Source organism: Flavobacterium sp. DSR3-2 (assembly GCF_049896525.1).
GTDB lineage: Bacteria > Bacteroidota > Bacteroidia > Flavobacteriales > Flavobacteriaceae > Flavobacterium.
In genome coordinates, this window is sequence record NZ_JAFCUM010000013.1 from 115792 (window position 1) to 139373 (window position 23582).

At 32.4% G+C, this 23582-nt stretch carries 22 protein-coding genes and 1 pseudogene; 6 read left to right on the forward strand and 17 right to left on the reverse strand.

What is annotated here, in order from left to right; translation table 11 throughout:
- Positions 1 to 86: 86 nt before the first annotated feature.
- Positions 87 to 452 carry a response regulator transcription factor gene (locus ACP7AV_RS14505; RefSeq protein WP_426092554.1) on the forward strand — a complete coding sequence of 122 codons (366 nt, stop codon included), beginning with the start codon at positions 87 to 89 and terminating at the stop codon, positions 450 to 452.
- 232 nt (positions 453 to 684) lie between these two features.
- On the opposite strand, the gene ACP7AV_RS14510 is transcribed toward ACP7AV_RS14505, so the two are convergent.
- The 11 genes and pseudogenes from ACP7AV_RS14510 to ACP7AV_RS14560 form a co-directional block, all read right to left on the reverse strand.
- Positions 685 to 1131: an endo-arabinase gene (locus tag ACP7AV_RS14510; RefSeq protein ID WP_426092555.1), complete on the reverse strand. Its 447-nt coding sequence runs from the start codon at positions 1129 to 1131 to the stop codon at positions 685 to 687.
- Between the two features lie 171 nt (positions 1132 to 1302).
- A complete protein-coding gene (locus ACP7AV_RS14515; RefSeq protein WP_426092556.1) occupies positions 1303 to 1977 on the reverse strand; it encodes a hypothetical protein in 675 nt (224 codons plus the stop codon).
- A gap of 348 nt (positions 1978 to 2325) precedes the next feature.
- On the reverse strand, positions 2326 to 2910 hold the full coding sequence (locus tag ACP7AV_RS14520; RefSeq protein ID WP_426092557.1) for a fasciclin domain-containing protein: 585 nt from the start codon (positions 2908 to 2910) through the stop codon (positions 2326 to 2328).
- A gap of 299 nt (positions 2911 to 3209) precedes the next feature.
- On the reverse strand, positions 3210 to 4133 hold the full coding sequence (locus tag ACP7AV_RS14525; protein ID WP_426092558.1) for a hypothetical protein: 924 nt from the start codon (positions 4131 to 4133) through the stop codon (positions 3210 to 3212).
- Between the two features lie 104 nt (positions 4134 to 4237).
- Positions 4238 to 4645 carry a hypothetical protein gene (locus ACP7AV_RS14530; protein WP_426092559.1) on the reverse strand — a complete coding sequence of 136 codons (408 nt, stop codon included), beginning with the start codon at positions 4643 to 4645 and terminating at the stop codon, positions 4238 to 4240.
- Positions 4646 to 4787: 142 nt separating this feature from the next.
- Positions 4788 to 5048, reverse strand: a complete 261-nt coding sequence (locus ACP7AV_RS14535) for a hypothetical protein (RefSeq protein WP_426092560.1) — start codon at positions 5046 to 5048, stop codon at positions 4788 to 4790.
- A gap of 158 nt (positions 5049 to 5206) precedes the next feature.
- Positions 5207 to 6265: a hypothetical protein gene (locus ACP7AV_RS14540; RefSeq protein WP_426092561.1), complete on the reverse strand. Its 1059-nt coding sequence runs from the start codon at positions 6263 to 6265 to the stop codon at positions 5207 to 5209.
- A 434-nt stretch (positions 6266 to 6699) separates the two neighbouring features.
- Positions 6700 to 7614 carry a cysteine synthase A gene (gene cysK / locus ACP7AV_RS14545; RefSeq protein WP_426092562.1) on the reverse strand — a complete coding sequence of 305 codons (915 nt, stop codon included), beginning with the start codon at positions 7612 to 7614 and terminating at the stop codon, positions 6700 to 6702.
- Between the two features lie 5 nt (positions 7615 to 7619).
- Positions 7620 to 8456, reverse strand: a complete 837-nt coding sequence (locus tag ACP7AV_RS14550) for a serine O-acetyltransferase (RefSeq protein ID WP_426092563.1) — start codon at positions 8454 to 8456, stop codon at positions 7620 to 7622.
- Between the two features lie 280 nt (positions 8457 to 8736).
- Entirely contained in the window at positions 8737 to 9522 is a 786-nt protein-coding gene (locus ACP7AV_RS14555) for a hypothetical protein (protein ID WP_426092564.1), read from the reverse strand.
- A gap of 269 nt (positions 9523 to 9791) precedes the next feature.
- Positions 9792 to 10016, reverse strand: a pseudogene (locus ACP7AV_RS14560) (dihydrolipoyl dehydrogenase); the annotation flags it as partial.
- A gap of 81 nt (positions 10017 to 10097) precedes the next feature.
- On the opposite strand from ACP7AV_RS14560, the gene ACP7AV_RS14565 reads away from it, so the two are divergent.
- Genes ACP7AV_RS14565 through ACP7AV_RS14575 form a run of 3 tightly spaced genes read left to right on the forward strand, consistent with a single transcriptional unit; the run spans position 10098 to position 12707 of the window.
- Positions 10098 to 10532 (forward strand): DUF6932 family protein, encoded by a 435-nt coding sequence (locus ACP7AV_RS14565; RefSeq protein ID WP_426092565.1) that lies wholly within the window; start codon positions 10098 to 10100, stop codon positions 10530 to 10532.
- Between the two features lie 3 nt (positions 10533 to 10535).
- Positions 10536 to 11063 carry a helix-turn-helix domain-containing protein gene (locus ACP7AV_RS14570; protein WP_426092566.1) on the forward strand — a complete coding sequence of 176 codons (528 nt, stop codon included), beginning with the start codon at positions 10536 to 10538 and terminating at the stop codon, positions 11061 to 11063.
- Positions 11064 to 11066: 3 nt separating this feature from the next.
- A complete protein-coding gene (locus tag ACP7AV_RS14575) occupies positions 11067 to 12707 on the forward strand; it encodes a KGGVGR-motif variant AAA ATPase (protein ID WP_426092567.1) in 1641 nt (546 codons plus the stop codon).
- 58 nt (positions 12708 to 12765) lie between these two features.
- On the opposite strand, the gene lpdA is transcribed toward ACP7AV_RS14575, so the two are convergent.
- The 3 genes from lpdA to truA all read right to left on the reverse strand — a co-directional run bounded on the left by lpdA (position 12766) and on the right by truA (position 17175).
- Positions 12766 to 14154, reverse strand: coding sequence for a dihydrolipoyl dehydrogenase (lpdA, locus tag ACP7AV_RS14580; protein WP_426092568.1), 1389 nt, complete (start codon positions 14152 to 14154; stop codon positions 12766 to 12768).
- 410 nt (positions 14155 to 14564) lie between these two features.
- On the reverse strand, positions 14565 to 16319 hold the full coding sequence (locus ACP7AV_RS14585) for an ABC transporter ATP-binding protein (protein WP_426092581.1): 1755 nt from the start codon (positions 16317 to 16319) through the stop codon (positions 14565 to 14567).
- Positions 16320 to 16404: 85 nt separating this feature from the next.
- Positions 16405 to 17175: a tRNA pseudouridine(38-40) synthase TruA gene (truA, locus tag ACP7AV_RS14590; RefSeq protein ID WP_426092569.1), complete on the reverse strand. Its 771-nt coding sequence runs from the start codon at positions 17173 to 17175 to the stop codon at positions 16405 to 16407.
- A gap of 300 nt (positions 17176 to 17475) precedes the next feature.
- Between truA and ACP7AV_RS14595 the strand changes: the two genes are divergently transcribed.
- The gene (locus ACP7AV_RS14595) at positions 17476 to 17973 is read left to right on the forward strand and encodes a metallophosphoesterase family protein (RefSeq protein ID WP_426092570.1); all 498 of its coding nucleotides are present in this window, start codon (positions 17476 to 17478) and stop codon (positions 17971 to 17973) included.
- Here ACP7AV_RS14595 and ACP7AV_RS14600 read toward each other — a convergent pair.
- The 3 genes from ACP7AV_RS14600 to ACP7AV_RS14610 all read right to left on the reverse strand — a co-directional run bounded on the left by ACP7AV_RS14600 (position 17948) and on the right by ACP7AV_RS14610 (position 21082).
- Positions 17948 to 19675, reverse strand: coding sequence for a tetratricopeptide repeat-containing sensor histidine kinase (locus tag ACP7AV_RS14600; protein ID WP_426092571.1), 1728 nt, complete (start codon positions 19673 to 19675; stop codon positions 17948 to 17950). The two genes, ACP7AV_RS14595 and ACP7AV_RS14600, sit on opposite strands and share 26 nt — an antisense overlap.
- 78 nt (positions 19676 to 19753) lie before the next feature.
- The gene (locus ACP7AV_RS14605; protein WP_426092572.1) at positions 19754 to 20416 is read right to left on the reverse strand and encodes a response regulator; all 663 of its coding nucleotides are present in this window, start codon (positions 20414 to 20416) and stop codon (positions 19754 to 19756) included.
- Between the two features lie 252 nt (positions 20417 to 20668).
- A complete protein-coding gene (locus ACP7AV_RS14610; protein WP_426064701.1) occupies positions 20669 to 21082 on the reverse strand; it encodes a DUF4293 family protein in 414 nt (137 codons plus the stop codon).
- Positions 21083 to 21264: 182 nt separating this feature from the next.
- Between ACP7AV_RS14610 and rho the strand changes: the two genes are divergently transcribed.
- Positions 21265 to 23031, forward strand: coding sequence for a transcription termination factor Rho (gene rho / locus ACP7AV_RS14615; protein WP_426092573.1), 1767 nt, complete (start codon positions 21265 to 21267; stop codon positions 23029 to 23031).
- The last annotated feature ends 551 nt before the right edge of the window (positions 23032 to 23582 follow it).

Genomic DNA, 23582 nt, shown 5'->3' on the forward strand with positions numbered 1-23582 from the left:
AAAAGCTTAATTAGAAATATTTGCTAATAATGGAGAATTAAATAATAACTAAAATCGTTTAAACTATAAACGTAGAAAAATTTTGTATGAAGAAAATATTAATTGCCGAGGATGATGAAATGATGTTGAAAACCATGGAATTCAGATTGGTAAAAGAAGGATATCATGTGATTTTATGTCCAAACGGACAAGTTGCTTTAGACAAAATAGTTGCAGAAAATCCTGATTTAATCATTTCCGACATTATGATGCCATTCATATCGGGATTGGATATCGTAAATAAAGTAAAAATAGAACTCAAACTAAATATCCCAATCATTATACTTTCGGCTGTGGGATTGGAAAAAACAGTTCTGCAGGCTTTTAAATTGGGAGCAGATGATTTTATAACAAAGCCTTTCAGTCCGAATGAATTGTCGGTGAGAATAAAACGACTTTTGCTACAAAAATAAGAATTGGAGTAGTTTTTTTTTTTTCTACATAATGACACAGTTTTGGATATTTCTATTGAGACATTTCGTTTTATTATCGTAAATCGAAGCTTCGTAAACTCAAAAATTAGGCTTTATTAATCCTTTTTCCGTTTGCGGAGTTTGCACTGAGCGACGTCAAAATGCGTTTGTTTTTATGTTTTTTCTGAAATTCTTAATGATGAGTAACTTTACTCAATTAGTTAAAAATAAATTATTCTGATTTGTAAACATGAATGGACTGTCCTACTAATTTCCACTTTCCTTTAATTTTCTCTAATATTCTAATTTCATAAGAGTAGCTTTTTGTACCGTCTTTAGCCGTTGATACTTCGTTATGGCTTACCCATGCATTATTTTTGTTGATGCTCATTTTGTAATTTGTATTTACGGAAGAACCGCCGTTGCCCATGTTTTTTGTGTCAGTATTTGTCATTAAGGCGGGAGGGACATCGATTGTTGTTCCGGTTGCCGTTGAAATCAAGATGCGGCTGTACGGTTGAATGTGCCAGCATTCGGCATGTCCTTTCCCGTCTCCAGCGCGCCATGTTTCAGATTCTTTTTCTAAAAGGCTGATAATTTTGGCCGATTCGTCAGTTTTTTGGCTGTATGCTAAAAATGGTATCATCAAAAGCAGAAAAAAGGATAATTTTCGTTCCATAGTATTAATGTGGTTAATGGTTATAGATTATATTATTTTTTAAAAGGACTTTACGTAAAAAAAATAGTCACTGTTAATGTAAATTTTATTTTATTGTAAATAAATTTTATTTTAGACTACTATTATTTATAATTTTAAGTTTCTAAATTCATCTGTTGAACCGTATTTAACTTATCTAAAATTACAACTAACACCACTCCATAAATTTGTAATCTTTGCTTGTTTATCTGGCCCATCAAAAATACCAAATAATCCCGATGAAGTCGAAAATTCGTGTCCTAAACTGGTTTTGGAAACCTTGATCACATACGCACTTTCCATTTCAGCCCTAGTTGATCCAATGCTAATTCCTGCCATTGTAGCAATCTTTGGAATATTCGCTATATTACCGCTCAGGAACCAACCCGCAAAGTACCATTCGGTTTCTGCTGTTTTTGATTTAGATTCTTTTTTCACAAATACTATTGTTAAGCCATTATTCCATGTTGCCATATTTAAAGGTCCGGCTCCGCATTCACTATTTACTCCCATAGATTTTGGTTTGGATTGGAGAACGTTATTTACGACTTCAATCATTTGGTCCAATGGTTTGCCAAAAGGAATTTCAGAGGTTGAACCAGTATTTTTATTTACAACTTGCAACGCATTAGAGGTCAGAATCAATCCGTGAGTGCTTTTAGTTTCAACAGTTGCTGCATTATCTGGAATCTTTTCCTTGCTTTCTTTAACAATGGTAACTGTGGTTTGCGTATCATTGGTTACTGGACTCAGTGATGAATTATTGTCTTTGTTTTTGCAACCGATTAGGATCGCGGAAAGCAGAAGTAAAATAGTAAAGTATTTCATAATATGTATTTAGCTTAATTCTTTAATTTTCGAAATAATTTTTTAAATTATAAGAATCTAGCGGATTACCAATTTATTATTTCAGCCACGAATTCTTATTTGATTTTTAAAAAAAACAGTATAATTTGTGTTTGACTTTTTCTTGCATTCGGGTACTGTAACTTTTGTTTTAAAACGCACATTCGCAACAAATGATTGATGTTTGAAATTATAGTTAAATATGTTTCCGTTTCTAAGTTAGTCAAAGCATTAGTTTGTAACAAAAAAAGGACTATTATTTGTTTGTGAAATCGCATAAAAAAACCGCTGCATTGTTGCAACGGTTTGTAAAAGAATAAGTTGAGAACCTTATTTAGGCATAACTACAGTATCAATTGCATGAATGATACCGTTAGATGCAGCTACATCAGCAAGGACGACTGTTGCAGTTCCGCCTTTAGCATCTGTCAACATCACATTTCCGTCTTTCAAGCTTAAAACTATTGTGCCACCTTGAACAGTTGTAACGGTATATTTTCCGTTATTTTTGTTGATTGCATCAGTTACTGTTGCAGCATCAAATTTTCCAGAAACAACATGATACGTTAAAATTGCTTTCAGTTTATCAAGACTTTCTGGTTTCAATAAACTATCTAAAGTTCCTGCAGGAAGCTTATTAAATGCTGCATTATTCGGTGCAAAAACGGTAAAAGGACCATCCCCACTTAATGTTTCTACTAATCCCGCTGCTTTTACTGCTGTAACAAGCGTTGAGAACTCAGTATTTCCTGAAGCTACACCTACAATGTTTGGTGTTTCAGCAACGGCCATTGTGTCTACTGCCACGACTGTTGTATCAGCCATTTCTGTTGTATCAGCTTGTTTTTTCTTTCCACAAGAAGTAGCGATTACTCCTATTAATACAAATGCACTAATTGTTGTTACTAATTTCATAATCAATGTTTTAAGTTTAAATTAAATTAAGATACTCAAATATACACATTTTTATTATTTTTTTAATAAATTTAACAAATAAAAAAGTATCGGTTCTTTTGAAGTAATGCTTGCAGTAATTTTAACAATATAGAATGGATGAAGAAAGTTCAGATGTGAAAAAAAACATGAAAAATCTAAGTTGAAAAACATCGCAAAAGTGCCATATTATTAAAGTACTTAAAATCTGTTCCGTTCAACAAGAATTTATTTATCGTTGCTAATTAAGTTGTTACACTTTTATTTTTACAGATATTTTTTTACAATGTTGTTTCAAATGCTGCATTTGTGAAATTATATTCTTCAATTCCGTTGTAAGTTGCTGTGAAATTTAACTTAAGTTTTACGACTAAACGGCCATCAATCATTGTTTTTTCAACAATTGTAAAACTTCCATTTGTTGAAGATAATTTCCAGTCTTCAGCTATGATGGTGTGCGTGCCAAAACATTTTGGAATTCCAATGTATTTTCTAAATTCTAGTTTTTCGGTGTTACTTAAATCGTCGAAATAATAAGTGCCAAGTGGCATCTTGGTCAGGAATTTTGTGAAGTTTTTGAATTGAATGTTGTATCCATTTAAAGAATTTGATTCATACCTAACTGATAAATTTGCCGAAGATTCTTGTTCAGTTCTAGTTATATCAGAAAATTTGATTTGATCATTTAATTTTATGTAATCATTAAAAGTATTACAAGTGCTCTTTCCAAATTCATTAATTTCAATAATGCCATTTATTTCTATGGATTCGGAATTGCTTTTTAAATTGTAAATTCTTTTTAATAAAGTGCCACCAAATTTAATTTTCAGCTTCTTATTCGCAACGAATTCAAATTCTTCAATACGAATAGTTGAAGATGGTATATAATCAGGCGTTGAAAATTCCTCATTAGAAAAAGATTTTTTGTTAACAAATTTCGCATAAGATAATTCTCCATTTCGTAATATTTCAATGGTGAATAATTCAGAGGTAACAGTACCTTTTTTTGACTTTACACTTACATTTATTTTTTCATCGCAGATATAAAAAGAACTAACATCGATTATTTCATCAGTAATTTTCTCTCCATTAATTTTTAATTCTACTTTATTGGCAGGTTTTTGCTCCAAAATCAGAATTTCTTCTTCCTTATTTGGTGAGCAACTTAAAAAGAAGATTGTAAATAATACTAGTGAATTTTTCATATTTTATTAGTGTGGTAATTTTTGCAATGCGATTATTGTTCGTTAAATATAGGTTGCATTGTTCGTTTACAGTATTTAACGAAACTCTGGCTATTGTCAAATTTTTATTTGGATAAATAATAGATAATTCGTCCGTCTGAATAATTAGTTAAAATCATATTTTGACCGTCATAATCTATCTCTACAACGAACTTATTATTTCCGATTTTTAAAACATTGTTTTTTGGTTCTAATAAATCAGGGTTAAAATAATTTTCAATACTAATTATGTATGAATAGTTACCAGTTTCGTTTAAATAGGTATTTCTATTAATATTGACACTATTTGATTTAAACTCAAATGTAGAATTTTCATTTTGTAAAACTTTTAGTTCATTATTTTTCTTCTGCGTGATATTTGTTAAATTCCAGAAACCGATAATTTTTTCATTAATATTTGTTGTTGAGTTATCTGTTGAGCAAGAAACAAAAACCATCATAAAAATAGGGAGGAAGAATTTGAATTTTTTCATGTTTAGTTAGTTTTAAGTTTTACAATATGAGTTGCGCTAACGATCGTGATTTATTAGTGCTTTCAAGAGCAGAATTATTCTCCAGAAGAACACTTTACTTAGATGTTTATTTCAATCAACTTTTGATTCAGTTGTTCATGATCTATTTAGTTTGTTTTAATTCTACTTTTTTATTGTCAATAAATAATCTGCAACTTACTGTAAAAAAACCTGAAATATTTGTTTTAATATTCAACTTTACTCCTTGTTTATTAATTAGATTACCAGTCAAATTACTGGGTGTAATAAAACTTAGTTGTTCATCTTGCAGTTCATTATTTACATAAAGTTTTTCTCCACTAAACCAATTGTTAATTATTTTAATGTCGGTTTCTTCATATTTTGCAATCCATTCACTTTTCATTGTTTAATTTTTTTTTGATTAATTTTTATTTTTCTATTTAGTTAAATTTTCGCAAATTCACTTGTTTTAATTATCGTTTTCGAACCTGATTTAATGTTAAAGATACTTGAAATGCAGGTATTTAAGCTTCATTCCACATATTATCAAACGGTTGTTGACTAATGAGAACTTAATTTGCTTTTTTCAATGAGCTTTGAGTTCTCTTCAATATATTTTTCAATTAACTTTGGCAAAGGTTGAAAATATTTGTTATCTACTTTCTCCCAATATTTATCTTCAAATATACTCGGTCTTTTAAAAGAGTAAAAATTATCAAATTGCTTTGATTTTAATTCATTCAGATACTCTTTTTCAAGTAAATAAAATTCGTGTGTGGCTTCTACTTTTTGAAATTTGTCTTTTTGTTTTCTTTTGACATCATAACTTCTAATTTCTTTGTAATAAATAATATTTTCCAAATCTATTTTTTGGGCATCGTTGTTTTCATAAATCGCATTAATTGTGTAATTATTATAATGCGTTTCCATTTCGAAAAGCTTTATTATTTTTGGCTTTAATGAAGAAATGATTTCTAATTGCAGGCTTGAATTGTTATCTAAAATTGCTATAGTTCCTTTTTCAAGATCTGTTTCTTTTTCTAAAATAGTTGTTTTTAAACTATTTCCTGTTTTTAAATTATACTGATTATTGATATTTTTAAAGCTTGTAAATTCATCAAACATTGGAACTCCCGCAACCATAAAATAATTAGTACGGCTTATTTGCTTTATTGATTTATTTTCAAACGAACGATTAGAAAGTATCCTCATCTTTATTTTATCTGACTTCGTAAAAATGTAAAATTCAACAATTCCATCAATGAAATAATGTGGTCGATCTTCATTGATTTGAAGACTTCTAAAATATCCTTTTAATTTCAGATATTTATATGTTTTGGGATTCATAATTACAACTTCATCTAATTCAATAGAAATTCTGTTTAATGATATAATCGGTGAGTTTTTATATGTATCAATACTTAATTCAGATGTTATGTAGGAACTATTTACAAAAGCTAAATTAGTTGCTTTAGAATTGTAAATTTTATTTTCTAATTCTAAAGATATATTTCCGTTGATATCGGAAACACCAATTAAATCTCCTTTTTCGGAATAAATTTCTACAAACGGAACAAATTTTTCTGAAAATATTTCTTTTATTTTATGTTGAGAATACATTGATGAAATCGAAAAAAAAAATAATATTATTGAGAATGGATATTTAGTCATTTAAATTTATGTTCCTTGTTTTTTACCATTTCTGCTAATCAATTATAAATTAGATTAGTAAAGTTTTGTTTCGTTTTATGTTTCCCAAATATATAAATAATTATTTACAAATTATTGAAAGAGCTTTGGTATTTGTGGGATGGTTCTTATAAGTGTGTGAGCTTTTGATTAGTCGGTATTGCGTGAAGGATGGTAGTGAAAATCCTTTTATGAAGCGTAGCGCAATAAAAGATTGAAGCGGACAGCCTGACCTTGTTGCCAGACAAATAAAGTGATTTATACAATAGCACTGCAACAAGAGGACACGCCCAAAATAAAAATAAACACCACAAAAAAACCGACTTGTTTTCACAAATCGGTTCGTGTTTAAAGGAGATTTCCGTTTATACAAATAAGCCTTCAATACTTAAATAATGTTCGCCGGTGTCGTAACAAAAAGTTAGCACTGTTGCGTTTTCGGGAATTTCGAGAAGCTTTTTGGCTACTGCCGCCAGTGATGCTCCGGAGGAAATTCCTATGAACATACCTTCTTCTTTGGCGGCTCTTTGGGTATAAGCAAATGCTTCATCTTTGCTTACTTGTATGGTTCCGTCCAGTAAATCGGTATGTAAGTTTGTGGGGATAAATCCTGCTCCAATTCCTTGAATAGGGTGTGGAGCAGCTGCGCCTCCGCTGATAACAGGTGAAGCTTCCGGTTCTACGGCGTATACTTTCAGGTTGGGAAAATGTTGTTTTAGTATTTCGGCACAACCCGTGATGTGACCTCCGGTTCCTACACCAGTTATCAAGTAATCCAGTCCGTCAGGGAATGCTTTTATAATTTCCTGAGCGGTGGTTGTTTTATGAATTTCAATATTGGCAGGATTATCAAATTGAAGCGGTGACCAAGAATTAGGCATTTCGGATACTAATTCTTTTGCTTTTTCCAGTGCGCCTTTCATTCCTTTTTCACGGGGAGTCAATACAAATTCGGCACCATATAGGCTCATGAGTCGGCGTCTTTCTATAGACATCGATTCTGGCATGACTAGCACTAATTTATAGCCTTTTACGGCCGCAACCATCGCAAGTCCAATTCCTGTATTTCCGGAAGTGGCTTCAATTATGGTTCCTCCCGTTTTTAATAATCCTTTAGCTTCTGCATCTTCAATCATAGCAAGAGCGATTCTGTCCTTGATGCTGGCTCCGGGATTTGTACGCTCTAATTTGATCCAGACGTTGTGGTTAGCGCCGAACAAACGATTGATTTTTACGTGTGGCGTGTTGCCTATTGTTTCGAGTATATTGTTGTATTTCATAATATTTATATGGAGAAAAAATTAATATCTTTTATTTCCTGTTGATTCAAAACAGTATTTTTATTGGATTGCATGACAAACGAATACGGATTTACACTCTTGGTAATAAACGTGTTTCCTCCCACGATACTGTGGTTTCCTATAATGGTACTTCCACCCAAAATAGTGGCATTAGCATAAATAATTACATGATCTTCTACGGTTGGATGGCGTTTTTTTTCTTGCATGCTTTTCTCGACTTGCAACGCTCCTAAAGTTACTCCTTGATAAATGCTGACATATTTCCCTATTATTGTGGTCTCGCCAATGACGATTCCGGTTCCATGATCAATCATAAAAGGAACGTCTATAGTAGCACTGGGATGAATGTCGATTCCCGTTTTGCTGTGCGCATATTCGGTAAGAATTCGCGGAAGCAGGCAAGAAGTTCGGGAAGCAATTGCATTAGCAATGCGATAGACCTCTATGGCAAAAAATCCGGGATAAGAATTGATTATTTCCTGAATACAATCGGCAGCGGGATCCGTATCCAGAATAGCTTGTGCGTCTTTTTGCATCGAATGATACAATTCCGGGAGTCCGGTGTAAAAAGCTTCGGCATCATCAAGAATTTCATTGGCCGTTTTATCTTTCACAATTTCAGATAAAATAGCAATAAAATTAGCTTTGTTTTGGTCTAAAAGCATTTCGATTTGGATGGTTTCCAAGGCTTTCTCCGGAAATAATATTTTGAATAAATCATCAATCCAATTGATGATTTTAGATGAATCGATGGCTCTTACCCAATTTTTATTTTGGTTTTCATGCAGTGTATTCGAAAAACGGTTGGTTTCAGTACTCATTTATAATAGAATAAAATCAGAATTAAACGAGAAAAAAGACTCGAAATACAAATATAAAGCAGAATTGAATAGGTTCATAACCTTGCTGTGTAAATAAATGTTAATATGTTAAATTCCCACAAAATGGATGCTTTGTGTTATGAATGCTACCGTGTAAAAAACCGATTGACTTTTGCCAATCGGTTTAATGTTTTTAACATCAAAAATAAATTGTGTGGCTTTTTGAAATGATAAAAAATTTTAAGACAGTGGTAATTCTCTAATGAGATCTCGCTAAAAGTTACTTGATAAAAATTCTGTTTTTTGAACTAATAACTTTATTGTAAACGGCATCAAAAGTGTGATGTTTAATGAAATCGGATATCTTTTTTAATTCATTGATTTGATGCAAAGTCGAGCGTTTGATGACGTGCGACATTTTAATTATGGTGTCGGTATTGTCATCAATCTCCATCGCCACTATAGATAGAACAATATCTTTTTTCATGATATGCCCCACCATTCCTTGCTCTGTTACAGCATTAAGCTGATGGAACTTTTCTGCAATTCTCAAATTTTGAATGCCTTGATAACTATAATTTTGTTGTTTGTCTAAAAAGGTTTTCTTCAAATTCAAAATTAAAGAATCATTGGTGGTATTTGCTAAGCCAGCGGTTTCCACTTTTATAATCGAAAATTGAACAGCTGTATTTTTTTTAAAATGTAATAGAGTATTTATACTTCTCTTGCTGGTTACAACAGCTGAATGATGTTTTCTAAGCGTTGATTGGTGGCCCGATATACCAAAGCTCTGTTTGAAAGTTCCCTCCGTGCAATAGGCAAATACAATTGAAGATGTGCTTAATGATTCCATACTTAGCGTTACATCATCAGAAAATGTTAAATTAACCATGATAGAAGTAATACCATTTATGAAAGTCAACGCATCAATATTTCCCTTAATCAATTCTGTATCTAATACTAATTTAAATTCGTTGTTGTTTGAATTTAAAACGCCATCACAAGAAGTTTGCAAGTCATAAAAAACTTCATTTATTGTACCGGTATTCAGATATATATTTTTCATTAGACATCTATTTAAATAATTATAAAAAAGAAAATGGATTTCGATTAACTAACTATTTTAACGTATCCAAATTACGGAATAAGCGTTGCAATTTTAGTTACGTAATTCTGTTTAAAACTTTCATAATTCTTGTGTTTGGCGTTGCATTTTTACAATGTATCAATCCTATAAAAAAATCCGATTTGCTTGCACAAATCGGATTTTATATTCATTAGTTAAAACATCATCTAGCGGTGCATTGCAGTGCGTCTCTAAATTGTTTTCTCGATTTACAAATGGATTACTTCGCCATACGCATCAGCAACCGCTTCCATAACCGCTTCGCTCATTGTTGGGTGTGGGTGAATTGATTTTAGGATTTCGTGTCCTGTAGTTTCAAGTTTACGCGCCACAACCGCCTCAGCAATCATATCAGTAACACCTGCTCCAATCATGTGACATCCTAACCATTCCCCATATTTGGCATCAAAAATTACTTTTACAAAACTAAATTTATGTTAAATCAAAAACTTTGTATTGTTTGTTTAAAACACATCGTTATATTTGTGTATATATAAACACAACTAATTAATTGTTTGATACCAAATTTTCAATCTAACGGAATTTTACCTTCTGGTGTTCATTGGAGTACAATAGAAGAAATTAAGGATAAATTATGTTTTTCCTTGAGAAGAACTCAATTAGTTGCAGGTCTTGAACGAGCAATTATAAGTTTGAAAAACGCTGGTTGCAAAACAATATACTTAGATGGTAGTTTTTCAACTTCAAAAGAAATTCCTGGCGATATTGATGTGTGTTGGGACACTGATGGAGTTGATTTAGATGTTTTATTTGGTATTGAACCTGTGCTTTTTGATTTTACTTTCGGAAGAAAGGCACAAAAAGATAGATTTGGATGTGAATTCTTTCCAGCGGAAGAATTAGCGTTTCCTCCAGATAAAACTTACATCGATTTTTTTCAGCAAGATAGGGATGGTAATTCAAAAGGTATCATAGGACTAAAAATTTAAATTATGATAAAAAACGAAAAACAATATGGTGTTACAAAAAACAATTTGAAAAAATTTCAAGACGCAATAAAAGTAATATCTGAATCTAGTAGTTCTAAAAACCCATTATTATTAAAGCTTCAAATAGATTCTATTCAAAGTCAAATAGATATTTTTGAAGAAGAAATGAAAATGTATGAAGGATTAAAAAAAGGAGAAATTACAAATGTTTCTAGAGGTTTTGAAGATTTAAGTTGTGGTATTATAGAAAGTAGAATTGCTAAAGGTTATAATCAAAAACAATTTGCAGAATTACTTAAAACAAGTGAGCAACAAGTTCAGAAGTATGAATCTGAAAACTATTCCAATATTAGCCTAAAGCGTTTACAGGAAATAGTGGTTGTTCTTGACGTAGATGTTGATGCAACATTTAATTTTCATAAGAAAAGGCATTTTAAAGCATCAGATTTTTTGGTTCCTCAAGGGATTAATCCAGATTTAATTCGAAATAAAATAAGAAGCAGGGGTACAACTGTAAAAATGTGTGCGTAAAAAATGAAAACAATAACATTTTATTCATATAAAGGCGGAGTTGGTAGGTCGCTAACATTGTCAAATATTGCAATGCGATTGGCTGATTTAGGAAAAAAAGTATGTATTATTGATTTTGATTTAGAAGCTCCAGGTTTACATCTTAAATTCAATAAGCATATAAATCAGTCAGAAATAAATAAAGGAATTGTAGAATATATTTCAGATTTTCAAAATAAAAATTTCATCCCTAAAAGCATTAATGAATATGTAACTGATGTGAATTATTTAGGAACTCTTAATGGTTCTATAAAATTGATACCAGCAGGAGATATTTATAGCGATGAATATTGGAAAAATTTATCTTCTATTAATTGGAAAGATTTATTTTATTCGGAGGAGAATAACGGTGTTAACTTATTATTGCACCTTAAAGAATTAATAAAACAAGATTTAAATCCAGATTTTATTTTAATAGATTCAAGAACAGGCATTACAGATATTTCAGGGATCGCAATGACTTTGTTAGCTGATAGTGTAGTTACTTTAGCTGCAAATAATGATGAAAACATTTCTGGTACAGCTAGAATAATTAAAAGTTTGATGAATAATGAAAATAATCTTTTGGGTAAATTGCCTAAAATATATTTTGTTTTAACAAGAATTCCATATTATCCAAATCCAGGTGAAAAGCATAAAGAGATTAGAATAACTAGAAAAGCTTTAGCAGCAATAAACAAAGAAGGGGAATTAATAGATAAAGTATTTGTTATTCATTCGGATAGGGAATTAGAGGAAGAGGAAAAATTTAAAATTAATTTTATTTCAGAAAAAACTAATTCAAATCACATCGTACCTATCGAAGAAGATTATTTAACATTATTTGAAGAACTAACTAAAGGAGATTTAACAAATGAAGAATTATCTAAATTTAATTCTTTAAGAGAGTCTGAATTGTTAATTGAAGAAGCAAGAAATATTTTAGATAATGCTGTGAAAATTGATAAGCTCAAGAAAGCTATTGAGTTAAATGTAAATTCTCACGAAGCGATGGATTTACTTGCTCTTGCTTTTATTGAATTGAAAAATTATGAAGAAGCACTTTCGTATGTAATAAAAGCATCTGAAATTGATGAAAATGATTTGAGTTATAAATATCATATTGCTTATTGCCTTGATAAATTGAATCAAACTGATAAAGCAAAAAATATACTTGAAAATATTTTGAAAATTGATGAAAGTGATTCGTATACATTGTCATTTTTAGGAAATATTTATAGAAGGAGGATGGAATATGAAATAGCTTTAAATTTTCAATTAAAAGTAGTTGAATATTTTCCTGATTACGATGGAGGATATAATGATGTTGGAAATACATATAGATTATTAAAAAAATATGAAAAAGCATTTGAATACATATACAAATGTTTGGAGTTAAATCCCAAAAATTATTTTGCTTTGGGAACTTTAGCGGAAATATACGCTGAGTTAAATAATGAGAATGAATTTTATAAGAATTTACAATTATCTTTTATTTTTGGAATGAATTCTGAAAACTTTGAAAGAATAATTAAAGAAGAGGAAATTTACAAAAAGTATTTTAAGGCAGAACGATTTGTAAATTTATTAAAAACATATAGAATAAAAATAAATTTTCCAGATTAGATATAAAAAAACCGATTTGAAATTTTGAAATCGGTTTTTTAAATTGTTGTAAACTAATTTACAAATGGATTACTTCGCCATACGCATCAGCAACCGCTTCCATAACCGCTTCGCTCATTGTTGGGTGTGGGTGAATTGATTTTAGGATTTCGTGTCCTGTAGTTTCAAGCTTGCGTGCCACAACCGCCTCAGCAATCATATCAGTAACTCCTGCTCCAATCATGTGACATCCTAACCATTCGCCATATTTCGCATCAAAAATTACTTTTACAAAACCATCCGGAGTTCCGGAAGCTTTCGCTTTTCCTGAAGCTGAGAATGGGAATTTTCCAATTTTCAGTTCGTAACCTTTTTCTTTAGCTTGTTTTTCAGTCAAACCTACAGAAGCAATTTCTGGAGTTGCATAAGTACAACCCGGTACGTTTCCGTAATCGATAGGCTCTACATGAAGTCCTGCAATTTTTTCCACACAATTGATTCCTTCAGCCGAAGCTACGTGCGCTAACGCTTGTCCTGGCGTAACATCACCAATGGCGTAATAACCTGGTATGTTCGTTTGGTTATAAGCATTTACCAAAATTTTATCTTTGTCAGTAGCAATTCCCACTTCTTCTAATCCGATATTTTCAATGTTGGTTTTGATCCCAACAGCCGAAAGTAAAATCTCCGCTTCCACAACTTCTTCTCCTTTTGCTGTTTTCACAAATGCTTTAACACCAGCTCCGGTAGTATCAATTCTTTCTACTGATGAGTTTGTCATGATTTTAATACCTGCTTTTTTCATAGAACGCTCCATTTGTTTCGAAATGTCTTCGTCTTCAACAGGAACTACATTTGGCATAAATTCTACGATGGTAACTTCAGTTCCCATAGAGTTGTAGAAATGTGCAAATTCAACTCCGATAGCGCCGGAACCAACAATAATCATTGATTTTGGTTGTGTTGCTAATGTCATTGCTTGTCTGTAACCAATTACTTTTACACCATCTTGAGGCAAGTTTGGTAACTCACGAGAACGTGCTCCAGTGGCCACAATGATATGATCCGCACTGTATTCCGTAACTTTATTTTCTTTGTCAGTAACATCAACTTTTTTTCCTGGTTTAAGTTTTCCAAAACCATCAATCACGTCAATCTTATTTTTTTTCATCAAGAATTGAACCCCTTTGCTCATACCGTCAGCTACATTACGACTGCGTTGCACAACAGCAGGGAAATCTTTGTCAAATGATGAAACAGTCAATCCATAATCAGAAGCGTGTTTTAGATAATCAAAAACCTGAGCTGATTTTAGTAATGCTTTTGTAGGGATGCAACCCCAGTTCAAGCATACTCCGCCTAAGTTTTCTTTTTCTATTATGGCTACTTTAAAGCCTAATTGTGATGCTCTAATAGCCGTAACATAACCACCTGGACCACTTCCTAAAACTATAATATCGTATTTCATTTCAAAGTTTTTTATTTGTTTTTTATTGGTGAAATGAATTCGTAAAAACTCATTTCAATTTGTGTGTTTTTCTTATTTAATTGATTGGGCGAATTTAAGGATTTATTCTGTTTTGAGAAAGTTTCAAAGTAATAAAGTAAGAAACAAACAAATTTTCAGAAAAATACTTTTGTTTTAAACAAATTGCAAAAGTGTAAATCCAGATTTGTTTATTTAACTGCTGCATCTTTGTAAAAAAGTAAAGTGAAATTTATGGGCATAGATTCAACAGATTTCACTGTTAACTTTCTTAGTTTCATTGTTGAAAAAGGGGATGTGGATGACTCGGATTAACACTGATTTTAAACTTGAAAGCTTTGCTTATCGGTACCTTTGTTCCTCTGTTCCTTCTATTTCCTTTGCAGCAAAAACTAATTTGCTACCGAAAACTGTGAATCATACAAATTCTTGTAATACCCACTTTCGCGGTTGATTAATTCCTGGTGCGTTCCTTGTTCTACAATCAGTCCTTTATCCATGACCACAATTTTATCAGCATTAACAATTGTTGCCAAGCGATGCGCAATCACAATAGAGGTTCTGCCTTTTGTAATTGTTTCAGTAGCACGCTGAATCAATTCTTCAGAATATGTGTCTATCGATGACGTGGCTTCGTCCAAAATTAGAATACTTGGATTGCTCACGTACGCTCTCAAAAAAGCAATCAATTGGCGTTGTCCTGACGATAACATAACGCCGCGTTCCTTCACATCAAAATCATAATTATCCGGTAAGCTCATAATGAAGTCATGTACGCCAATTTTTTTGGCTGCGGCCAAAACTTGTTCGCGACTAATCTCAGGATTGTTTAAGGTGATATTATTGAAAATAGTATCTGCAAAAAGGAAAACATCCTGCAATACAACCGCAATTTGTTTTCGCAAGGAACTCAATGAGTAATTTTCAATATTATGATTGTCAATATAAATGGAACCGCTGTTGATTTCGTAAAAACGATTCAGTAAGTTAATTATAGTTGATTTTCCGGCACCTGTAGATCCTACAATAGCAATCGTTTGTCCGGCATTCACCTGTAAATTAATTCCTTTAATCACTTCTTCATCTGGAATATACCCGAAATGAACTTTTTTAAATTCAATGTCTCCCTTAAAGATTGGCGCTTCAATAATTCCGGTATCCTGAATTTGGTCTTCGGTATCCAAAATGTCAAAAACACGATTCGCCGCAATCATTCCCAGTTGCATCTCGTTGAATTTATCCGCAATTTGACGCAACGGATTGAATAACATTCCGATGAACATTGTGTACGAAAATAAATCGCCAAAAGTGGTAAAGTTATCTCCATTTAATATTTTGATTCCGCCATACAATACAATAAAACCAAGTGTTAAAGACGAAATAATATCCGCAATGGGGAAGAAGATGGAGTTGTAAAGAATGGTTTTTATCCAGGCTTTTTTGTGTTTGTCATTGATGCTTTTAAATTTGCCGTACTCAATTTTTTCACGATTAAAAAGTTGGACAATCTTCATTCCCGTTACGCGTTCCTGCACAAAGGAATTCATATTGGCAATTTGGGTACGCACTTCCTCGAAAGCGACTTGCATTTTCTTTTGGAATATTCGCGTGAAGAAAACCAGAATTGGCATTGCCACAATCACAATCCAAGTCAGTTTCCAGTTCATGTAGAACATAAAAGCCAGTACTACAACCATTTTCATCAAGTCACTGATAATCATAAATAATCCTTGACTAAAAATTCGGGCAATCGATTCAATATCCGAAACCGAACGCGTCACGAGTTGGCCCACAGGAACGTGATCAAAATATTTCATTCGGAAACTCAAAATATGGCGAAATAATTTTGTTCGAATGTCTTTTACGATGTCCTGGCCTAGCCAGTTCGCCCAATACACAAAGTAAAATTGAGAAAATACCTCTAGTAAAAGTACGATTCCCATCAGGATTACATACATCAATAATCCTTGTTGGTCTTGGGTCGAAATGTAACCATCAACGGTTTGTTTCAATAAATACGGACGCAATGCCGCAAATACCGATAGCGAAATGGCGAAAATAATCACACCATTAAAACGCCATTGATAGGGTTTGGTAAATTTTAATATTCGTTTGAATAATCGGGTATCAAATGCTTTTGCTTTCATATCTTTTGGAGCTGTTCCTGCTATTCGTTGCAATCTTTTATGTTTTTAAAGAAAAAACATAAAAGGATTTTCACTGCTATCAGGGCTATTGCGTAATGTAATCGTATTCTATTTTGGTTAAATATAAACCGTGTGCCGGAACCGAAAAACCCGCTTTATCTCGGTTTTTACTTTCTATAATGGCAGTAAAATCAGCCAACGTAATTTTGTGTAATCCTATGTTTACTAATGTTCCCACTATGGCACGCACCATATTCCGTAAAAAACGGTTGGCCGAAATGGTAAAAATTAAGGTACCGTTTTTTTGTTTGTCTGCGCCATCTTCGCCTGTGACTCGAGTCCAATAGGCTTTAAAAACAGTGCAGTCAAACGTATTCACATCCGTATTTACTTTTGAAAAACATTGAAAATCAATATGATTTAATAGTAATTGCGCCGCTTCATTCATCAAATCAATATCTAATTTTTGATGGAAATACCAACTTTGTTCCTGCGAAAAAACATCTTTAAACGTATTGATATGGTATTCGTAGGTTCTTTTAGTTGCGTCAAAACGACTATGCGCCTCATTATGAACCGGAATAATTTCATAAATAACAATGTCTTTTGGCAAGTAAGAGTTGAGTTTGTGTACTAAACTTGAAATGTCAAAGAGGTTTTCAAAATCAAAATGAGCATACATCTCTTTAGCATGAACACCGGTGTCCGTTCGTCCGGCTCCCATAAGATTAACAGGTGTGTTTAATAACACCGAAAACGCTTTGTTTAGCGTCTCCTGAACAGAAGCAGCATTCGGTTGGCATTGCCAGCCGTGATAATGGGTTCCGTTGTATGCTAATTTGATGAAATATCTCAAGTGAATTTTTTTGAAGCTACAAAGATACTTATTAATTTTTTTGCCACGAAGTCGCTAAGTCGCAAAGTTTGTTAAGTTTCGATTTGATTTTTTATTTAGAATTCGAATGTTTATTTTTACGACAAAATCCTAGCCCAGATTACTTCACTAAACTTTTATTTTCATAGGAGTTCAGTGAATGTAAACATTTGCAGTGGAAATCCTTTATTATTTTTTCTTTAAAAATAATAAAGATTGAAACGGATAGCGGGACACGAGCGAAGCGAACTGGCGAAGCAAATTGCTCTTAAAAAAATTACTTTGAAAAAAATACTCCTGCTTTCTGATACGCACAGTCACATTGACGATACGATTTTCAAATATGTCGCACAGGCTGACGAGGTTTGGCATGCCGGCGATATAGGCAATTTGGCTGTAACGGATGCGATAAAAAAGCTAAAACCATTGCGTTGTGTGTATGGTAATATTGACGATGCCACAGCCAGACTGGAATTTCCGTTGCACAACCGATTTATGTGTGAAGAAGTCGATGTTTGGATTACGCATATTGGCGGTTATCCGGGGAAGTACAATCCAAATATAAAAGCAGAAATGGAATCGAATCCTCCAAAATTGTTTATTTGTGGACATTCGCATATTCTAAAAGTCATATTTGATAAAAAGCATAATCTATTACACATGAATCCCGGAGCTGCCGGAAAAAGTGGTTTTCATCAAATACGCACGATGTTACGTTTTGTGATTGAAGGAGACAAAATCAAGGAGATGGAAATTATTGAGATTGAAAAACGGGTCTGATTATTTTTTTCTGATACGTAATAGGTACCATTATTTTTATGCCTGTGCCAGAATCTAATTTGGAATCTATAGTAATAGTTCCTTTGAGATTATTAATTCTCGCTCTGATTTGGTTGAGGCCAAAACCTTCCAGAACATCAAATTTACTGGATTCAAATCCCTTTCCGTCATCCATAATATCGATATCCAGAAAATCGTTGTTTTCATGAATGTTTAATTTTGCCTGATGCGCATGGCTGTGTTTTAAGGTGTTATTAAGAAGTTCCATGATGATGAAATAAATTTTCATTTCGAAATCTTCATCATAACGCGTTTTTCTGTCTACAGAACTGGAGTAATCAAAATGAAGAATCGAATTGGAATTTTTTTCGCATAAATCGTCCAATGCATCAAATAAGCCAAATCTTGCCAAAAGTGAAGGCATCAATTCGTGCGATAAATCCCGAACTTGATTGTGCGCTTCCTCGAGAATGGCTTTGGTTTTTATAATTTCTTCCGATGAAGATTGATTTTGAGACGTATGAGCATGAAGATGTAATCCTGCCGAGGAAAGCAATGCGCTAATGTTATCGTGCAGAAAAGAAGCTATTTTTTTTCGTTCTAATTCCTGCCCGTTTATGGACGCATTGATCATGTTTTCCTGAGCTTTACTTCGTAGGTCTTTTAGTTTGTTTTTTTGCTTTAGTTTAGCGTTTTCTGATGAAATGTAAAAAACGATGAATACGAATAGTAAAATTAGAATCACTAAAATTACAATTTTTTTATTTCTGGATTGCTTTTGTAATAAAACATATTCCTTGGTTTTAAACTCGCTTTCTATTTTATCAATTTCTCTTTTATATTCGTCAATTTCAAGATTTATTCCGGCAACATTGGCTTTATTTAGTCGTTCTTGATTGTTTAATTCTTCGGTAATATCATTGAAAAGAGACAGATTTTCGTAGGCGTTTTTATAATCACCATTTTTTAATAAAAACTTAGAATACTCATGATGTGAATAAGATAAGTCTGATTTTTCATTTCCTTTATTTCCTAATTCTATCGCATTTTTGAAAAAAAATTGTGCTTTTTCAGTGTCATTTTTATAATTATAATACATCCCGTTAAGCATGTTTAGTGCAACAACAGTAGAGATGTCGCCATGTTTTTTATGGTGTTTGTTGATGTACTTTAGGTAGGGTAGTCCTTCATTATAACGGCCAATATCAAAATAAGCCCATGTCAAATTGAGTTTCGTAAACACTATTTGGGCGGAGTCTTTTATTCTGGTGCTGTATTGTAACGATTTTTTATAGTAATAAATTCCTTTTTCATATTGCTTCTTATCAAAACAATAAATGTTACCTAAATTATTGTTGATCCAGTTTTTTAAAACATCGTTATCGGTTTTGTTGGCATACGTTAAGCTTTTATGGTAATAGAAAAAAGCTTTGTCATATTCAGATAACTGATCAAAATTTGCAGCAATAGTGTTGTAAGCACCCGCAATTAGATTGTTATCTTTGAGTTGTATTGCTTTGCCTAAAGCCAGTCTTGAAAGTACAAACGACTTTTCGTAATTGCCTTCTTTCATCATCAGTATGGCTTCATTGGAAACCAAAGTAACTTCTTTTTTTGTAGGTATATTTTTTTGTGCAAAAAGGGTATTTCTTGAAAAATTAAGTAATAAAAACAATACTATAATTATTTGTCGGTATGACATAGATACTTTGATTTTTTTTGGATATGTTACTTTGTTGAGGGAATCGCGTAGAAGTGAATGTTATTTTGGATTGCCAACTTAGGATTTAATCAATTGGTGTTTGATTGCATATTTTACCAAACTTATTGAGTTTTTGGCATCCAATTTTTTCATAATATTTTTTCGATGAGTTTCCACCGTATTTACGCTTATAAATAATTGGTCGCTAATTTCTTTACCACTGAATTCAAGTGATATCAAAGTGATGATTTCCAGCTCTCTTTCGGTCAATGATAAGTTTCCTGGTAGATAAGATTTGTTTAATTTTGGATTATCTTTAGTAGCAGTGTTGAATATTTTCTCTCGAACAGCTTTACAAAAATATTCCTCCCCATTATAAACAGACTGAATCGCTTCAACAATATTTTCTCCGGCACATTTTTTTGTCAAGTAACCGCTACTGCCTAGTTTCATTACTTCTTTGATTAGTCTTAAATCGTCGTGACTGGATAAAATAATAATCTTACAGGGAAAACCTTTTAAAGCAAATTCTTTTATGACTTCAATTCCATCTTTTTCGGGCATATTAATGTCTAAAATAAGGATGTCTGACTTGTTTTGGATTACTTCTTCAAATACACTATTTCCGTTGACTGAAAACCCAACTACTTCAAATCTAGGATTGGTATGTAGTAAAGTTTTGATTCCATCAATAAGAATTTGATGGTCATCAGCAAGATGAATTCGTATTTTGTTTAACATATCGTAGTTGTTATTGCCAAATTTATAAAAAAAAACAACAGATTCTTTATTTTTTAGACCTTTGTTGTTAATATTATTATTTATTTCTATGAATAAGCAATATCGTATCTAAAACCAATTTCGTTGGATGATGTACGAATTCTTCTTTAAATGTCAAGAAAATATTTAAAAAGTATAAAAAATAGCGGTACAAAAAAACCCGAACTGTTACATTCGGGTTTCCTTCGCACTAATAAACTAAAGTTTATAGGTTTACCTCAATCTGTCCACAGATTTTACAAGATCTTCATCCTTTTTGATGGCCTTATTAGCCAAGACTAATAACACGACAGCAACTACAGGTAGAAACATCCCAATACCTTTCTCCGAAACAGCAGGTGTTTCTCCAGATAGATTTAGTGAACGATATACAAACAATCCTAATAAAATCAAATTTAATATGATATTCAATCTGCCTATGACAAACTGATTTTGTCTTTTTTTATACGAAACAATACTTAACAAAGACAGAGTAGTGCTCAATCCTAATAGTATCGTATATACTTGGCTTTGCATGAAATAATACTCCTTACTATCACTCATTGTCCATAACGGAATAAAAAATAGTAAGATGCCTGTAACTACAAAAGCAAGTAGTAAATAAATAGTCTGAATTCGCTGTATCATTTGTTAAATATGTTTTACAAAAATATATTTTCTTTTTTAAAAATACTATTGTCTGATTAAATTTTATTCGTATTATTGCATCATAATTCCGTAAGCACTTCATACTGCGGTTGATTCAATTTAAAGTTTACTACCTATCTTTTACATTATTTCCAAAAATTAATTAAACTCATAGAACATTCATGTTTGATATTTCTGCATTAAAAGAAATGAAGCTTTCTGAGCTTCAAGAAATAGCTAAAGCAGCTAAAACCATAAAATTTAACGGCGTAAAAAAAGATACTTTAATCAGTCAGATTTTGGATTCTCAAGTTGCTGATGTTGACGCTTTACCAGATACTAAAATGGAAGGCGATCTTGAAGACGACAAACCTAAAAGAGTTAGAATCGTTCCTGTTAAAAAAACAGCCATTCAAAAAACGGTAAAGAATTCTCTTTTTGAAACGGAAGAAATTGCAGAAGCGAGTGCCAATGATGAAAATAATCTTCCGACCGAAGTTGTTTTAACAGAAGAACAGGATGCAAAACAAGAATCTGAAGGAAATGAGAAAAAAGTAGGTAAGGTAATTAAGTTCAATAAATCAGCTTACGAGAAAAAAATTGCTTTAAAAAAGGATAAAGAAGAGGTAAAAGACGCAAACACAGTGAATGAGTTAGTATCAGAAACAGCAATTGAAGATAAAGAAGAAGCTGCTTCTGCTCCTGCAAAGAAGATAAACCCAAATCAATTACACAAACAAAATACCATCGCAAATCCAAACGGAAATGGGAATGGGAATCAAAATCCGAATTTTAAAAATAAGAAAAGTAATTTTGCTGCTTCCGATTTTGAATTTGACGGCATTATAGAAAGTGAAGGCGTTTTGGAAATGATGCCTGATGGATATGGTTTCCTGCGTTCTTCAGATTACAATTATTTGGCTTCGCCAGATGATATTTATTTATCAACTTCTCAAATCAGATTGTTTGGTCTTAAAACCGGAGATACTGTAAAAGGGGTGGTTCGTCCACCAAAAGAAGGAGAGAAATTTTTCCCATTAGTACGCGTTTTAAAAATAAACGGACATGATCCTCAAGTAGTTCGTGACAGAGTTTCATTCGAACATTTAACGCCCGTTTTTCCATCAGAAAAATTCAAGTTGGCAGAAAAACAAAGCACGATTTCAACACGAATAATCGATTTGTTTTCACCAATAGGAAAAGGACAACGTGGAATGATTGTGGCACAACCCAAAACCGGTAAAACGATGTTGCTTAAGGAAATTGCCAATGCGATTGCGGCAAATCACCCTGAAGTATATTTGATTGTTTTATTGATAGACGAGCGCCCGGAAGAGGTTACGGACATGCAACGAAGTGTGCGTGGAGAAGTAATCGCGTCCACTTTTGACAGAGAACCGCAAGAGCATGTAAAAATCGCAAATATCGTTCTGGAAAAAGCAAAGCGATTGGTAGAATGTGGTCACGATGTAGTAATTCTTTTAGATTCTATCACACGTTTGGCCAGAGCATATAATACAGTTCAGCCTGCTTCAGGTAAAGTATTGAGTGGTGGTGTGGATGCCAATGCATTGCAAAAACCAAAACGTTTCTTTGGAGCTGCCCGTAATGTTGAAAATGGTGGTTCATTAAGTATTATTGCTACTGCATTAACTGAAACGGGTTCAAAAATGGACGAAGTTATTTTCGAAGAATTTAAAGGAACCGGTAACATGGAATTACAATTGGATAGAAAAATTGCCAACAAACGTATTTTCCCAGCAATCGATTTGACTTCTTCAAGTACACGACGTGACGATATGTTATTGGATCAAAAAACATTGCAAAGAATGTGGATTATGAGAAAATACCTTTCGGATATGAATCCGGTAGAAGCTATGGATTTCATTAATGAGCGTTTCAAAAAGACGAAGAATAATGAAGAGTTTTTAATCTCGATGAATGATTAATAAAAGAGTAAAGTTGCCAAAGATTTAACGGGATAAAAAATAAATCGGAACAGAATTAATTCTGTTCCGATTTATTTTTTTTTACTATTTTGAGTTTAATTTTATTGATGTGCTTTGTTCTAAGTTGCTTAATAATGAAGTAGTACATTTTGATCTCTTCTCCTAATTCTTGAATGCTTTGATAGTAAGAATCTTTCCTAGATCTTCAGATTTTTAGTTTATCATTTCAATCAAGTTCACGTCTTTTTAACCAATGATCTAAATAATTATTTCCATGAATACTGTATCGTCAATAAAGTTCAGTTTTGTAAAAGACCAGTTTAAATTCTTACACTAGTAAGTTTTTGAACGTCTCGTTATAAGTTTATTATGAAATGATGTATTTATTCTTTACTAGATTCAACTAATTAATGCAACTTTTAGGGGGGAGACAAAGACATTTTTTCAAAAGAAAGGACTTTTAAAAAGCCCTCTCTCTCGAATGGAATAAATGTTCTTTATTTGCTCCTGACCAAAGTTGTAAATAATGAGCCACTTAACCAGCGAACAAA